Annotated in this window: 16 protein-coding genes and 2 pseudogenes; 10 read left to right on the top strand and 8 right to left on the bottom strand. The window is 42.4% G+C overall.

Annotated features, from left to right (window positions below; genetic code table 11):
• The first annotated feature begins 98 nt into the window (after positions 1-98).
• The 3 genes from BN2762_RS14350 to BN2762_RS14340 are packed head-to-tail and all read left to right on the top strand — an operon-like array spanning position 99 to position 2,049.
• The gene (locus tag BN2762_RS14350) at positions 99-476 is read left to right on the top strand and encodes a YhjD family protein (RefSeq protein ID WP_055107623.1); all 378 of its coding nucleotides are present in this window, start codon (positions 99-101) and stop codon (positions 474-476) included.
• Positions 473-1,717 carry a DNA polymerase IV gene (locus tag BN2762_RS14345; RefSeq protein WP_055107622.1) on the top strand — a complete coding sequence of 415 codons (1,245 nt, stop codon included), beginning with the start codon at positions 473-475 and terminating at the stop codon, positions 1,715-1,717. Before BN2762_RS14350 ends, BN2762_RS14345 begins: the two co-directional genes overlap by 4 nt.
• The gene (locus tag BN2762_RS14340; RefSeq protein WP_055107621.1) at positions 1,714-2,049 is read left to right on the top strand and encodes a YolD-like family protein; all 336 of its coding nucleotides are present in this window, start codon (positions 1,714-1,716) and stop codon (positions 2,047-2,049) included. The genes BN2762_RS14345 and BN2762_RS14340 overlap by 4 nt, the downstream gene beginning before the upstream one ends.
• 598 nt (positions 2,050-2,647) lie before the next feature.
• On the opposite strand, the gene BN2762_RS14335 is transcribed toward BN2762_RS14340, so the two are convergent.
• Positions 2,648-3,067 (bottom strand): very short patch repair endonuclease, encoded by a 420-nt coding sequence (locus tag BN2762_RS14335; protein ID WP_055107620.1) that lies wholly within the window; start codon positions 3,065-3,067, stop codon positions 2,648-2,650.
• A gap of 516 nt (positions 3,068-3,583) precedes the next feature.
• Here BN2762_RS14335 and BN2762_RS14330 point away from each other — a divergent pair.
• Genes BN2762_RS14330 through BN2762_RS14320 form a run of 3 tightly spaced genes read left to right on the top strand, consistent with a single transcriptional unit; the run spans position 3,584 to position 7,578 of the window.
• Complete coding sequence (locus tag BN2762_RS14330) at positions 3,584-4,735, top strand: restriction endonuclease PLD domain-containing protein (RefSeq protein WP_055107619.1); 1,152 nt, start codon at positions 3,584-3,586, stop codon at positions 4,733-4,735.
• 11 nt (positions 4,736-4,746) lie between these two features.
• The gene (locus BN2762_RS14325; RefSeq protein ID WP_055107618.1) at positions 4,747-6,606 is read left to right on the top strand and encodes a Z1 domain-containing protein; all 1,860 of its coding nucleotides are present in this window, start codon (positions 4,747-4,749) and stop codon (positions 6,604-6,606) included.
• A 15-nt stretch (positions 6,607-6,621) separates the two neighbouring features.
• Positions 6,622-7,578, top strand: coding sequence for a restriction endonuclease PLD domain-containing protein (locus BN2762_RS14320; protein ID WP_055107617.1), 957 nt, complete (start codon positions 6,622-6,624; stop codon positions 7,576-7,578).
• Positions 7,579-7,627: 49 nt separating this feature from the next.
• Here the strand turns inward: BN2762_RS14320 and BN2762_RS14315 are convergent, their stop codons facing one another.
• From BN2762_RS14315 to BN2762_RS14305, 3 genes are all read right to left on the bottom strand, one after another.
• Positions 7,628-8,680 (bottom strand): DNA cytosine methyltransferase, encoded by a 1,053-nt coding sequence (locus BN2762_RS14315; RefSeq protein ID WP_055107616.1) that lies wholly within the window; start codon positions 8,678-8,680, stop codon positions 7,628-7,630.
• Positions 8,677-9,012 carry a helix-turn-helix domain-containing protein gene (locus BN2762_RS14310; RefSeq protein WP_055107615.1) on the bottom strand — a complete coding sequence of 112 codons (336 nt, stop codon included), beginning with the start codon at positions 9,010-9,012 and terminating at the stop codon, positions 8,677-8,679. The genes BN2762_RS14315 and BN2762_RS14310 overlap by 4 nt, the downstream gene beginning before the upstream one ends.
• An 89-nt stretch (positions 9,013-9,101) precedes the next feature.
• Positions 9,102-9,629: an ExeA family protein gene (locus tag BN2762_RS14305; RefSeq protein WP_262362848.1), complete on the bottom strand. Its 528-nt coding sequence runs from the start codon at positions 9,627-9,629 to the stop codon at positions 9,102-9,104.
• Positions 9,630-9,670: 41 nt separating this feature from the next.
• On the opposite strand from BN2762_RS14305, the pseudogene BN2762_RS27780 reads away from it, so the two are divergent.
• The 3 genes and pseudogenes from BN2762_RS27780 to BN2762_RS27775 all read left to right on the top strand — a co-directional run.
• Positions 9,671-9,910, top strand: a pseudogene (locus tag BN2762_RS27780) (group II intron reverse transcriptase/maturase); the annotation flags it as partial.
• A 915-nt stretch (positions 9,911-10,825) separates the two neighbouring features.
• Positions 10,826-10,987: a hypothetical protein gene (locus tag BN2762_RS27305; RefSeq protein ID WP_187386527.1), complete on the top strand. Its 162-nt coding sequence runs from the start codon at positions 10,826-10,828 to the stop codon at positions 10,985-10,987.
• 29 nt (positions 10,988-11,016) lie between these two features.
• Complete coding sequence (locus BN2762_RS27775; RefSeq protein ID WP_055107614.1) at positions 11,017-11,214, top strand: hypothetical protein; 198 nt, start codon at positions 11,017-11,019, stop codon at positions 11,212-11,214.
• Here BN2762_RS27775 and BN2762_RS26130 read toward each other — a convergent pair.
• From BN2762_RS26130 to BN2762_RS27770, 4 genes and pseudogenes are all read right to left on the bottom strand, one after another.
• Positions 11,204-11,461 carry a zinc-binding dehydrogenase gene (locus tag BN2762_RS26130; protein WP_262362847.1) on the bottom strand — a complete coding sequence of 86 codons (258 nt, stop codon included), beginning with the start codon at positions 11,459-11,461 and terminating at the stop codon, positions 11,204-11,206. The two genes, BN2762_RS27775 and BN2762_RS26130, sit on opposite strands and share 11 nt — an antisense overlap.
• A 56-nt stretch (positions 11,462-11,517) precedes the next feature.
• Positions 11,518-11,718, bottom strand: a complete 201-nt coding sequence (locus BN2762_RS14295) for a hypothetical protein (RefSeq protein ID WP_055107613.1) — start codon at positions 11,716-11,718, stop codon at positions 11,518-11,520.
• Between the two features lie 21 nt (positions 11,719-11,739).
• Positions 11,740-12,111, bottom strand: a complete 372-nt coding sequence (locus BN2762_RS14290; RefSeq protein WP_055107612.1) for a hypothetical protein — start codon at positions 12,109-12,111, stop codon at positions 11,740-11,742.
• Positions 12,112-12,130: 19 nt separating this feature from the next.
• A pseudogene (locus BN2762_RS27770) lies at positions 12,131-12,463 on the bottom strand (transposase); the annotation flags it as partial.
• 304 nt (positions 12,464-12,767) lie between these two features.
• On the opposite strand from BN2762_RS27770, the gene BN2762_RS14285 reads away from it, so the two are divergent.
• Positions 12,768-13,037 (top strand): hypothetical protein, encoded by a 270-nt coding sequence (locus tag BN2762_RS14285; protein ID WP_055107611.1) that lies wholly within the window; start codon positions 12,768-12,770, stop codon positions 13,035-13,037.
• The last annotated feature ends 372 nt before the right edge of the window (positions 13,038-13,409 follow it).

Here is a 13,409-nt window from a genome sequence, read left to right as displayed (position 1 = left end):
AGTATTGAGCATAAATAAAAATTGAGCATAATTCTGTCTATTTATGCTCAATTTTGCGGGAAGGTGTCGAATGAAGAGTTAGGCGGGAGGCTGATTGTATGACACAAGCGCCCTTGGAGACTGAAGGAGACCTCCAATTGGTCAAAGAATACATTTTACTCCCTATTCTTTTGGATGTGTTGGAAAGGGATATTAAAGCATTAGGGACAGTAAAGCTAAAGATGGACGTTGTATATGTAAGAGCCTTACGATCTGCGCAAGATTTAATCACTGCAGACGTTACGTTGCTTCGGAAAAAAATGCGCGGCAGAGGAATAAAGGTGTACGAGCAACAGCGAACCGAATTGTGCATTGAGGCCCGTTATTTGTGCAGGGGCTATCAACATAGGTTCTCTATGCTTTGGGGTTTGGTAAAAGCGGAGCTTAATAAATATTTGAGTAAATATCTGAACGTCGACTTAAGGAGTAGCCTATGAAAAGCGATAACAAAGGTCGAATCGTAATGTTGGCGGATTGTCAATCATTTTACGCAAGTGTTGAAAAAGCCGCCCATCCCGAGTATGAAGATCAACCTGTTGTTGTTGCAGGAGACCCAGCCCGTCGCTCCGGGATCATCCTCGCCGCGTGTCCCCTTGCAAAGCAACATGGTATTACTACTGCAGAAAGGCTTGGAGAGGCACTTGCAAAATGTCCTGATCTAGTGGTCATTCGTCCTCGTATGGAGGAATACATCAGGGTATCCTTGCAAATTACAGAAATTTATCAATCCTACACTGACTTGGTAGAGCCGTACAGCATAGATGAACAGTATTTGGATGTCACGGGAAGTTTACAGCTTTTTGGCGATCCTCATGAGATTGCTAAGAGCATTCAGGATAAAGTCATGAAAGAAACGGGCGTTCGTGTACGCATTGGAATTAGTGAAAATAAGGTACTCTCCAAAATGGCATGCGATAATTTCGCCAAACGTAATTCTTCGGGTATTTTCCACTTGCCTGTGGAAGATCTGCAAGAAGTGCTTTGGCCTTTGCCGATTCATCAGATGTTTATGGTGGGCTCCCGGATGTGCCGGCATTTAACGAGCATGGGGATATATACAATTGGCCAGTTGGCTCAGACTCCCCTGGCAAAATTAAGATCCAAGTGGGGAGTGAATGGCGAAGTTCTGTGGCTCATTGCCAACGGCAAGGATAATTCCCCGGTAACTCCAAGTACACACGATTTGCAAAAAGCAATCGGCCATCAGATGACCCTTCCATTCGATTATCGGGAGTTTGACGACATCATGGTACCCCTGTTAGAACTCTCGGAGTTAGTATGTCAACGAACCCGAACGAAAGGCTATATGGGCTCGGTAGTCTCGGTAGGTTGTCAAGGAGCCGATTTTGATCACCCTTCCGGCTTCTACAGACAAATGAAATTACCCGACCCGACGAATCTCACGGATGAGGTTTTCCATGCAGCGAAAAAACTATTTAAACGACATTGGGATGGGTTGCCCATTCGAAAAATTGGGGTCACTTTAAGTCAATTGGTAAGCGATCAGGAATATCAGCTTACTTTATTCAATAACCGCGAAGTAAAGTTAGCGTTGGAAAGAACCACTGACCGTATTAAAGAGAAATACGGAAGCACCGCGATCATGAGGGCCTCTTCTTTAAAAGCTTCGGGCCAAGCGCGGGATCGAGCGCAAAAAATTGGAGGACATTATAAATGAGTAAAAAACTGCAAGGAAATGGTCTGTTCGAATCGTCCAGAATGATGCTTCCGGAACACAAGGAGGCTTACATCATGCACCAGCAGAATTTGCGAAAGAACTCGCGGCCACAATTAGATGATCAGGAGATGGAACGGATATCCATGCTCCTCGCTGAATCGATGCATTCCAAAAAAGAAGTGGAATTGGTATTATTCAAGGAATTTGATGTCTCAAAATTAACAGGAATAATAACAAGAATTGATCAGCAACAAAAAAGCGTCAGACTTACTCAAAGAAATGATTTTGTATGGGTACAAGTAGTGGATATTATTGATGCTGTGTTGAAATAATTCGTAGAGAAACACCATACCATTTCACTTCGCCGCGAGCGACCGACACGCAGCGTGGAACAACTGATTTTCCTGCTCGAGGAAAGCGAAGCCACGCCGCGAGGCTACGTTATCTCCGGCGTGCATACGCAGGAGATGTAGATTGCGCCAGTTTCGACGTTTCGGCAATTTGATGCGGATGTTATTCTGGAGCTCCTGCACTCGCCTCGAAGGTAACTGGTTCTCATTCTTGTGGCCTTGTTGACACTCGCCGATCACGCCGTTGGCGGTGATTTCTGCACGACAAAATAAGTGAGTGCTGATAATTGGAAACAGGAATCTGCAGGTAAAAGAAGGTTTTTATTTGATAATGTCGAATGATAAATCAAACACTAAAACAAGCTAAAAGGAATGAAGGATTAGATGTTCAAATGTTTATGCGGAGGCGTAATGTTCGTAAAAGAAGTTGAACGTTATCCAGAAGGCTTAACCTCCATAGAAAAGTTAAATTATGAACGGAAATGTACAGTTGAATGCTCGAAATGCAAGACCGTAAAATATGACCAAAAATATGATTGAATCCCCGAATAGGCCGCCCATGTATTTGCAGGCGGCTTTGTTATTCTGATTTAGACACGTTAACCCAATTTACTATTTTCTCTATCGTACCCTCAAAGTCATGCTTAACTTCGTGTTCCCAGATCCGTAATACCTTCCATCCTAACTTAGAATAGTATTGGTTAACTTCATTATCCCTATCAACATTCCTCTGCAGTTTTTTCTCCCAGTACTCTTTATTGGAGCTCGGCTTATTTCCGTGTATTGGACATGAGTGCCAAAAACAAGAATCAATGAAAATAACTATTTTGTACTTTTGGATGGCGATATCGGGAATGCCAACAAGTTTTCTAACGTTTTTTCTGAATCTGACCCCTTTTTTCCATAATTCTTTTGTAACCTTGCTTTCCAACGAAGACCCTGAGGAACGTATTGCCCTCATATTCTTCGAACGCTGATCTTTTGTAAACATATCCACCATAGAATCCTCCAAGATTGCTTCATACTATGACCCTCAAGAATCGGAGCATTTGATCTATCTGAAATGCAGAGTGCTGTTTTCTGTTATGATAAATATTAGAAATTTAATTGAATCTGTATTACTTGTGATGCGGGCTTTAAATAGAACTGGGAATCGAAAGCCGATATTCTCCCATTGCTTTGTCCACAAGGACTTTTGGCCCTGTTTGTCGAAATCAGCTACAAGATAATGAATAAATCTGTTAACAGTAATGGCATGTAAACAACAATCACGAGATATACTGCGCATTGCTTTGTTCATAAATCTAGGTGTTACCTTGAGCAGAGAACCCTTTTTTTGGCATTGCAGGAAAATAGCCCGGCAGTTACTGATAAGATGGCAATTGCATAAAATCTACCAGACAAATATATTATAACCGAGATCCTGCTTAGTATATTGTGGGCTGTTAATTGCGATGCTGGTGAGGAAACAGAGATTACAAAAAGACAAATCGATGTAAGGAGATGGAGTATCTTAATGAAACTGTTATACTCAAATATTTTGCCCCTTGGTACAACCGAAGGTCAAGATACATTTATTGACTGTTTTCATGAGCAAATTGCAAAATCAGATCGTGTGGATATTGCGGTTGGTTATGTATCACGCGCAGCTTTAGAAGAACTTGACCTTCTGGTTGAAAAACACAATGTATCGAGTATATGCCTTACTATTGGTATGTACTTCATAGAAGGAATGCCGGAAGGATCATATAATTGCGCGCTTAAACTGAACAGGAAATGGCAAGAGGCTGGTATTGGCGAAATAAGGATTGTAAAAGCATTTAAGTATCACGGCAAGTTATACTGCTTTTATCATGATGGAAAGCCTTTTTCCGCGATTATTGGTTCTGCAAACTTAGGAGCGATTAAACTGGAGGCCAGTAATCGCCGACAGTATGAAATCTCTTCGTTTACTGACGATTCTGCCGAATGCAGAAAAATCGCGGAGTTTATTGAAAGGCTTAAAGAAGATAATTGCTCTTCTAATATTGACCATATTAAAGGAATGTCACTAATAAGGGAAGTAAATACATCACTTAGCGGCATCGATACAGTAACTCAACTTCCTCCAACAGCTGTACAGCTTTATGAAAAGCATAAAACAGGAGTTTCCTTTGTACTGCCGTTAAAAGTTCCTGCTTATGATGAGCGGCATATGGATGATGGGAAGCATTATACGAAATCAAATATTAATGTTTGCTATGCAGCACCGCGAAGCAAGAGAAAATCCCGTGATTGGTACGAGACTCAGTTAACCGTGAGTAAAGAAATAACTCGCGCCCCAGGATACCCGGAAAAGAACAAGGCATTTTTTGTCGTTACCGACGATGGCTATTGGTTTAAGGCGCATACTACGAGTGATGGCAATAAACAGTTCAGCGCCGTCGGAGATGAACTCATACTTGGCCGTTGGATTAAAGGCAGACTTGCTGCTGCAGGACTTGTAACACCTGTTAACGATACCCAAGCAGATACAGATCGAAAGGGAATGATTACGAAAGAAATGTTACGAGAGTACGGTTGCGATAGCCTTGTGCTTTCAAAAACTGACCAAAAAGCTTTGGATGAAGACGGATCCGAGCTTGATGTGTGGATGTTATCGTTTGAAACAATGGCTTTGAATGAGTGAGAGGTGCGACGATGCGTTATTTAAAAACATACCTTCAAAAGATCACGAACCGAGGCAATGCAAAATTGGCGGAGTCCATAGCTAGAACTGCTGAAGATATTGGCAATCAACATATTCGCAATTTCTCATTTACAAGCCATGAGATTGGTTTATTGTTTGGCAATGTACAATCAGGAAAAACGGGCCAAATGTTTGGCATCATGTGCAAAGCGGCGGACCTTGGTTTCCCGGCATTTGTCTTGCTTACAACAGATAATGTTGTTTTGCAACAACAAACCTTGAAACGTGTCAGAGACGATTTGGACGGATTTTGTATTTGCGGCGAAAACGATTCAGGGTTGTTTATTGAGAATAGCCTTGTCAAACCAGCGATTGTTGTTCTCAAAAAAAATGCCAGAGTGCTGAGGCTATGGGCGAATGTATTTAACTCTACGGGCTTTATGAAGGGTAATCCGCTCTTTATTGTTGACGATGAGGCAGATGCCGCTTCATTGAACACGCTTGTAAACCGCAATGGCCAGTCGTCGATTAATAGGTATTTGGATTCTATAAAGAATGGCGCATCTAGCAGTTTGTATCTGCAGGTTACTGCTACTCCGCAAGCTATCTTATTGCAGACACTTGCTTCAGGCTGGCATCCTTATTTTTCATATTACTTCCAGCCTGGAGATGGTTATCTAGGCGGGGATTTTTTCTTTCCGACTAGCGGAAAGAAACCTGATTGTATTGATTTTCTTGAAAACATTAAGCGGCCAACACGAAATGTTGTTACACGCCATCTTGCTGTTTCTGCGCAGATAATTGGAACCGGCGGAAAAGTGTCAAATTGTCTTTTACATCCAAGTGTACGTCAAGCTGTCCATCAGCGTTTTGCAGACGAAGTAATAAAAGAACTAAGATGGTGTGCAGAACATATCGATGATGATTTTATTGCAGAATTGGAAGTTCAGTATGCAACACTAGAACCCAAGAAAAGCGAAAAACTTCCGTTCGACAATATCTGCAAGATTGCCAAGGACTTGGTGAAAAATAACGGTATAAAAATCCTTGTGATGAACGGCAAAACAGATGTTGAAAGTGTTGAATATGAACGAGGTTGTAATTTTATCATCGGCGGGAATACCCTTGGCCGAGGTGTCACTTTCCCAGGCTTGCAAACAATTTATTACACAAGAACAAGTAAGAATCCGCAGGCTGACACTATGTGGCAACATAGTCGAATGTTCGGTTATGACAGAGATCCCGGCATGATGAAGATATTTATAGAAGAACATCTTTATAAATTGTTTTCGGATATCAATGCCACTAACAATTCCATCATCGCTCAGATAGAGCAAGGGATAGAAAAAATAAAAATCTACTATCCTGATGGAATTAATCCAACCAGAAAGAATGTGCTTGATAATAAACACGTGGGAGTTATCTCGGGAGGAACAAACTATTTCCCGTTTTATCCAGATAATGATACAATCGAGGATATTTCAAAGCTGTTAGAACATTTCTCCGATGATGAACCATACTATCAAGTAAATCTGAGATTGATTAAGGAGATATTGACGCATATTGTACCGAGTCCAGACTTCAAATTGAGTGCGTTCCTCTCTGTAATTGATGCTATTCTTTCTGAGCAACCTGCTGGTCAGGGTATTTTAATAGTTCGTAGAGAAAGGAATGTGGCGCAGGGAACAGGCGCATTATTGTCTCCTAATGATTGGAAATTGGGAGGCGCATTCATAGATAAAATCGTCCTCACTATGTATCAAGTCACTGGAACTAAGGGATGGGGCGGAAAAGCTCTTTGGGTACCTAATATTAAACTTCCTCACGGTATCATATATTATGATGTAGTTGAAGATAATTCTGAAGTGTAGGAGGGCAAGTCATGTATGTTCACTAATAATATAGCGCATAGAGTCTTGTTTGCTCCTCCCCTTCAAGGAGCAGATACTTTGCTGATATTAAGTGGATATGCTACTCCTAATATGGCGTCCTGGTTAATAAAGAGTTTCCAAGAACAGAATATGCCTTCTGTCAATATTTCATTGGTAATCGGAATGGTTCCTTATGACGGGCTTAGTGTTCCTATACATGAAGGATTTAAAGAACTCCATGGCAGGCAATATCTGAATGTTGTGGAGAGTTTTACTTGCAGTTATGTATGCGAAAATCCGCCAGTCCATGCGAATCTATACATTTGGCTAAAGAGCGGAACGCCAATGCTGGCTTATACAGGTTCTGCAGATTTCATACAAAACGCATTTGTTTCATCGCGAAAAGAGATCATGGAATACTGTGATCCGGATGAAGCCTATCGATTTTTTGAGGAAGTTGAGGCGAAATCCATTTATTGTAACCACTCAGAGGTCGAAGACCATATCGTTCTACGTCCAACACATCAAATATTAGATGCTGAAAACAAGCCCATAATCAAACTGGCTGGAGAAGGGATTGTCTCAGCATCACTATCTCTTCTTACGAGTAAGGGGGATATTGGAGAAAAGTCCGGACTAAATTGGGGGCAGCGTAAAGGCCGAAATAAAAACCAAGCTTACATACGTCTTCCTGCACATATTGCAAGGACGGGGTTCTTTCCGCTTAATAAACAGCATTTTACTGTAGTTACAGATGACGGTCATACGCTCATTTTAAGGGTAGAGCAACAGAATAATAAGGCAATTACAACTCCTCTTAGCAATGCTCAACTTGGAGAATATTTCCGAAAACGTTTGGGTCTGGCGAATGGAGCATTCGTCACGAAGCAAGATTTGTTGAAATATGGAAGAACGGATGTTACCTTTTATAAAATTGATGATGAGCAGTACTATATGGATTTCCATGTGTAAAAAAATCAGTTGCTTTGTTGGAGAAACAACAACAAAGCAACTTGATTTTTTACTCTTTAATACTTGGGGCAACACTTTCATATTCAATTCCAGCAAAGCATTTTAAGATTGCTTCGAAAATAATTTTCGCACCTTGACAAGGTACTGCCATACCGATTTGTTTGCGCACACTTTCCTTACTTCCCAGGAATCTATAGTTATCAGGGAATGTCTGTAATCTCGCACGCTCTCTATTGGTCAATGCCCGCGGCTCTTCCCAATGATAGATGTGCGTTCCGCCTCCGCCGCTCCCTGTAACTGTATAGGAAGGCTTTGTTGGATCAAGTCTCTTATAGATTTGGCTTATTTTTGCACCTGTAACATTTAGCCGCAAATCTTCTGGAAGATCTGCTGTGAATGCGTTTTGCCCAGGGAGAATATGTTGCAATCTTCTAACAACGGTAGCAGATTGTTTCGTCAATTCGTGGTTATACGCATCCTCTGGAATAGGAGGATTTTCTATTGCGTTTCTGCAAGTGTTATCAATATGGGCATAAGGCGCTGTTGACGGAACTTTGAATTCAACGTTGATATCGTTCCGGATGCCAACAATAATTATACGATGCCTTGCCTGAGGTATTCCATATTCTTCAAATTTATACAGATGAGGTGTTATTGTATAGCCGGCTTCTCTTAATTCTTTGAGGATCATTGTGAAGGCCTTACCATCATTTGCATTTCTAAGTCCGCCTACATTTTCCGCCAAAAACCACTGTGGTTTAAAAATCTTTAAAGCTTTGACTCCATAGGAATATAAGGGGCCGTAGACACCATCCATACCTTTTTGTTCACCAACAACACTGTAATCATTGCAAGGGAATCCAAACGCTAATGCATCAATTGGAGCTAATTTAGACATATCGAGTTTTCGTATATCCTCATGGTATACAGTATTAGGTGCATCTGGGCAAATATTATATCTGTACGTTTCACAGGTATCTGCATCATAGTCATTTGCCCACTGATGTACAATTCTAAAAGCGTCATTATCTATCCGTGCATTTATGGCTCCCCAGGCGATGCCGCCAGGACCACAAAACAATTCCCCAAGTCTAAATATCATATCTGCTCAACCTTCCCTTTTTTGTTGAAAATATCGATCTGTGTTTGAATGAGTTGCTTTTCCTCGTCGTCAAGAGATGAAACACCTCGAAACACAAATTGATATTCTCTAATGTCCTCTTCAGTCAAATAACCGGCCAGGACATAAAGCGGTATCAATTGAATATTGTATAATCGGGCAAGTTTTTTTAAATCATCAGGAGTGCAATTAATTTGCCCTCTTTCCATCTTGCTGAGTCTCGAATCTGTTATGCCGGTAATTTGATTTACCTTTTTTAGACTCAAGCCGCATTTTTCGCGACTTTCTTTCAATCGGTCGCCTAACACGGACATACTCTCACCTCTTCAATACAATAACACTCATGCTGCGATAAAGCAAGAAAATATCAAATAATTGCTGCGTTAATGCAGCTTTATCATAGTCAACTCAGTGCCAGCCGCGTTGTATCGGCGTGTATTCGCTGTACGCCCAGCATGGGCGTCATCTTTAGGGTGAAAGATTTCCTAAGTGTAAACAAGAGGATTGGAGCGAATATCCATGCAAGTCGCTCCCACAACTCTCTTTGTCCGACAAGAATTAGCGCCATCGGGCTTTGAGCATTCATCTTAAAGTTGAGCAGGAATCGTACCTCTTCTAGCATCTCTCGGTCAAGCAGGTGCGCTTCGTCCACGACGACGACGGGCTGCAGGCCATGAATCCCGCGCATTAACTCAATCTCCCGATGCAACTGTCTCTTGGCGTCCCCCCGATAAAACTTCGACTCGCAACCGAGTTGTTCGAGTAATCCCTTGTAGAAATGCCTGGGCGTCAGCTTAGAGTCTGACAGATACAGCATCTTGAACTTCGCGGCATCGAGCGTATCCGCAAAACGCCGAATTGTCGTTGTCTTCCCGGTTCCGCAATCGCCGGTCACGACTGCGAACCACTGCCTGTGAGCGGCGTACTCCAGACGACCGAGCGTCTCCCCCAGGATCTAGGATTCGTACAGCTCACTCGTCGGCCCCCGGGGTGGACGGCGTAACGATAACGGAGTTACAAGCTTACACTGGGAAGCGGTGAAAACCGCTCCTTGCGGGAACGTACAGACCCTCACCGGTCAAACGTGTGGAAATCCCCAAACCCGGAGGCGGCGTGCGGCTGCTTGGTATCCCGACCGTGATGGACCGACTGCTCCAGCAAGCGCTTCTGCAAGTGAATCCGATCTTTGACCCGCACTTCTCCTGGTATAGCTAATGATTCATGAATCGGGGGCGAAAGGACGCTTTGAGCTTCTCCAATGCATTTGCGATCGATCCAGGTATCGGGGTTGAAAGGACAAAGTGCCGGTTTTAAAGAAAACTTCGATAAACCACATGTAATGCGTCAGGGCGCAGCGATAAGCTTTGTTGAGACACAGAAAATTATGAGGAAGATACACCTGGAAATTTACTGAAATTGCGATTTTGGTATAGTATGATTGTGAATAAGCGTGGTCACTGGATACAAGCGATCTTCGAGAAGACGGCTAAACCTTGATCTCGAAAGATCCTTGTCTTGTCCTAAAAATGTTACAAACCAATATATAAAATATGCGAGGGGGGCAATTTTAGCGTAAGCGGAACGAGGCTGACTTTGAGAGGCGGGCATACAAATGGAGTTTGATCGGATTCTTTATCATTATAAGTGGCATATCGGCCTCGAATTTCGACCACTATGTCTACTTGGTCAACCTGAAAACCACGGTAAACCAACAATAGTTATGAGTATACCGTCGTCTACCTCAAATAGCGGTTACGTTTAAAACTGCTATAATCACTAGGATGATCCGAGCGATGGAACCGATCCATCGTTTTCATAAAGCGAAGATCTGCTCAAAAAATAAGTCTTGGGTTTCTTTGTGTGTGAATGGGTTGATTTTTGATTTGCCGTCGAACAGCGGCAATTAATAAAGGATCCCTAACCATTCCATGTTACAGCGTCTGAACTTGACATTATCACAGAACAACAACATGCAATAAACAGGTTATTTGGTTGTGGTGATTTTCTGAACGTTTTAACTCTATTACGGTGTCAAATCAACAACCTCAGTCTAACACTTTATTTTCTTCGAACAGGCGCGCTCGCTGCCAGGCAGCCTGCTGGATGAGACGGAGCAGGCGTTCCGCCATGCGCTGGAACAAACGCCCGCGGTACCTGTCGATTCAGACGCTGTCGTTCGGCGGCGGCATCGACGTGATCCCCACGCCCGGCCATACGCCGGGGCACATGAGCTTCTACCATCGCCCGAGTCGCACGCCGATCGCGTTAGCCGCCGCCGTCCAGCGATAAACACCGCTGCCTCGCACAGTCCCCAAACGATGGCCGCCACCGCCCTCATCCTTTCTGCCATGGTGGAATATGTCGAATCCTTCCAAGAAAAGACGATGGAACACGCACCGAAGCAACTCTTTACGATTCCTGATGAGCAGGAGGCGACCGAATTTTCCGACGATGAGGAGAAATGGAAAGACCCCTGGATTAAGGGGTCTTGGAGTCACAGGACATTCAAGCGTTGATATGAAACAAAATTCTTCCGCGACCATGTTGGCTTTCGCTTTTCTCCAGTGCTTTGTTTGATTGGCTTAACGGGAATATGGAATCGATCTCCGCTTTGATCGTGCCGTCAGCAATCAATTGCGCGATGGTCTGGAGATTCTTGTAAGTCGGGAACTTGGTGTTGAATTTTGCGGTAACGCCATGCTTTTGAGCGTTCTCCTGGGACGGAGGCTGCGTCAGAGAGACAAGAATCCCGCCCCGCTTCAGAACGGTTATGTCATATTTTTTGCCGATGATCGTGACCGTAGGTCAAACACATAGGATTAATCAATCTCGATGTCAATATAGTGGCCGGCATTTCGCTTATACTCGTGCATTCTTATATATTTTAAGGAAAGTTGAATACCCTTTATTTTTCCTTGAAGAAAGAGATCATCAGGATTATTCTGAAGTTCCAATTCTAGTTCCGACAAATATGATCCTAAATAATCAATGAGATAAATAAACGATTGTTCTTCTTCCATACGTATCAACTCCTATTTCATTTACTTCCAATGCTTGTTGTATAAATTTTCAGCTTCTTCTATGGACATTTGATTCAGAAGCTGTTCAAACTCAAGAATGATCGCTGCTACGTCCATTGAATCAACATATCCAACTTTATCGAATGCAGCTATTAACGCACCTATCGCCTGTTTAATAGTAATCTGGTTGCTCAAAATATTAGAAAGAGCCTCTATAAACAATTCACTATTAGCAATCGCAGCTTTCTGGATAAACAAATCATCGTGCTTTAAAACGCCACATATGGATTCAAGATAATTTCTAAAGGTATCACCGCATGGGAGCTTTTGAATATGGCGATTTAAAATTTCAATTAAAAAAGCGACTTTCTCACCGTCATTTAATAATGACATGTTTATTCGCCCCCGTTACCTAAATATTTGGTAGTGTCCCGCCAAGTGGTGTAAAATGAATTTCTGTTGCATGACCCGGATTTACTTCTGCAAAAACGTGGTGGATGTGCTCTCCTTTAACGATTTTCTCCATGGATTCGAGACTGAAATACCGACGTGCGATGTTCCACGCTCCATTCATCTTGCTACTCGATTAAGATGGAACCAATTAGTCGGATAACAGATTCCCATTTGGAAAGATTCCTGCTACGTTTGAATGTCGGCGGATTTCGCGACTTAAACGCTCTAATGGGCTGGCAGAATGAATTTGCCGCCAATGCTCCCCAGGAAAAGCCATGTAGGCCAGTACGTCACTTCACTTTAGTAGAATTCATACCGTGGCTTCCCTTGTCAAGAAGCCCGGAGCATTTTTTCACCACTACTATGGACTATAACATTTCAGTTGCTCTAATACACGGCTTTTTTCCATCCGTATTGGAGTATAATAGGTGGTAGGTGTATTTTCTAAAAAGACATGCTATAATATGGATGTTTCGAGTGAAACAAGCGAACCTTACCAAAAGAGCGATCCTCGAGAGGGTGTTAACCTTACTCGAGGTTCGCTTTAATTTGATTATAATTAGGTTAAGTAGCGGAGTCCAAAGGGAGGATGGGGGATGACGAGCCGTCGCGAGATGAATAGACATTATGCTCAAGCGGTGATTTGTGAGCTTCAGCGATTAGGTTACTCAGGTGAACAGGCAACGGACGTTTTTTTTCGTCATTACCGTGATATGAAGCGTGCCTTTGGGCTTGAACCGAATGTACATGATTTTGCAATGTTAATCGATGAGTTTGAACGTGCAATGAATCGCAAGTATAATCCGAACGATCCAAATTCAATTTATGTCGGACATTTACGCGATCGATTGAAAAGGAAAAAATGATGGAATCAAGACGATCTGACGAAATGAAATGACTGCACATAACGAGTGTGTTATATCACAAGTTTAGAACTATGGTAAGTAACGAACGGTTTTTACGAAGCTCTTAGGAAATCGATAAGGTTGGATACCCTGAGCAACATATTTAAAATGTCCTCAGATGAAAAAATAAAATTTGTAAAGAACGCCGGGATACTGGTAATACATATCGGGGGTGAAAGGACATTATTTTGGTGATGGCAAAACAAGAATGCAGAAAAGAAAACTTGTTCTGATTGCCCGATGCAGTATCTATTAAGTATTGCCGGGCTATTATTTCATTTATCATCAAATATCTCAGATCTACAGTCTCTAATCTTCAGCTATTCCTCTGAG

Origin of the sequence: Paenibacillus ihumii, assembly GCF_001403875.1 — a bacterium.
GTDB lineage: Bacteria > Bacillota > Bacilli > Paenibacillales > Paenibacillaceae > Fontibacillus > Fontibacillus ihumii.
This window is presented reverse-complemented; position numbering and strand designations above follow the sequence as displayed.

Coding starts and splice junctions, on each gene's coding strand:
- BN2762_RS14340 (WP_055107621.1), top strand. CDS start 1,714: ATGAGTAAAAAACTGCAAGGAAATGGTCTGTTCGAATCGTCCAGAATG.
- BN2762_RS14295 (WP_055107613.1), bottom strand. CDS start 11,718: ATGGAAGAAGAACAATCGTTTATTTATCTCATTGATTATTTAGGATCA.
- BN2762_RS14315 (WP_055107616.1), bottom strand. CDS start 8,680: ATGATATTTAGACTTGGGGAATTGTTTTGTGGTCCTGGCGGCATCGCC.
- BN2762_RS14330 (WP_055107619.1), top strand. CDS start 3,584: ATGAAACTGTTATACTCAAATATTTTGCCCCTTGGTACAACCGAAGGT.
- BN2762_RS14290 (WP_055107612.1), bottom strand. CDS start 12,111: ATGTCATTATTAAATGACGGTGAGAAAGTCGCTTTTTTAATTGAAATT.
- BN2762_RS14345 (WP_055107622.1), top strand. CDS start 473: ATGAAAAGCGATAACAAAGGTCGAATCGTAATGTTGGCGGATTGTCAA.
- BN2762_RS14285 (WP_055107611.1), top strand. CDS start 12,768: ATGACGAGCCGTCGCGAGATGAATAGACATTATGCTCAAGCGGTGATT.
- BN2762_RS27305 (WP_187386527.1), top strand. CDS start 10,826: ATGCGCTGGAACAAACGCCCGCGGTACCTGTCGATTCAGACGCTGTCG.
- BN2762_RS14310 (WP_055107615.1), bottom strand. CDS start 9,012: ATGTCCGTGTTAGGCGACCGATTGAAAGAAAGTCGCGAAAAATGCGGC.
- BN2762_RS14350 (WP_055107623.1), top strand. CDS start 99: ATGACACAAGCGCCCTTGGAGACTGAAGGAGACCTCCAATTGGTCAAA.
- BN2762_RS14335 (WP_055107620.1), bottom strand. CDS start 3,067: ATGGTGGATATGTTTACAAAAGATCAGCGTTCGAAGAATATGAGGGCA.
- BN2762_RS27775 (WP_055107614.1), top strand. CDS start 11,017: ATGGCCGCCACCGCCCTCATCCTTTCTGCCATGGTGGAATATGTCGAA.
- BN2762_RS14325 (WP_055107618.1), top strand. CDS start 4,747: ATGCGTTATTTAAAAACATACCTTCAAAAGATCACGAACCGAGGCAAT.
- BN2762_RS14320 (WP_055107617.1), top strand. CDS start 6,622: ATGTTCACTAATAATATAGCGCATAGAGTCTTGTTTGCTCCTCCCCTT.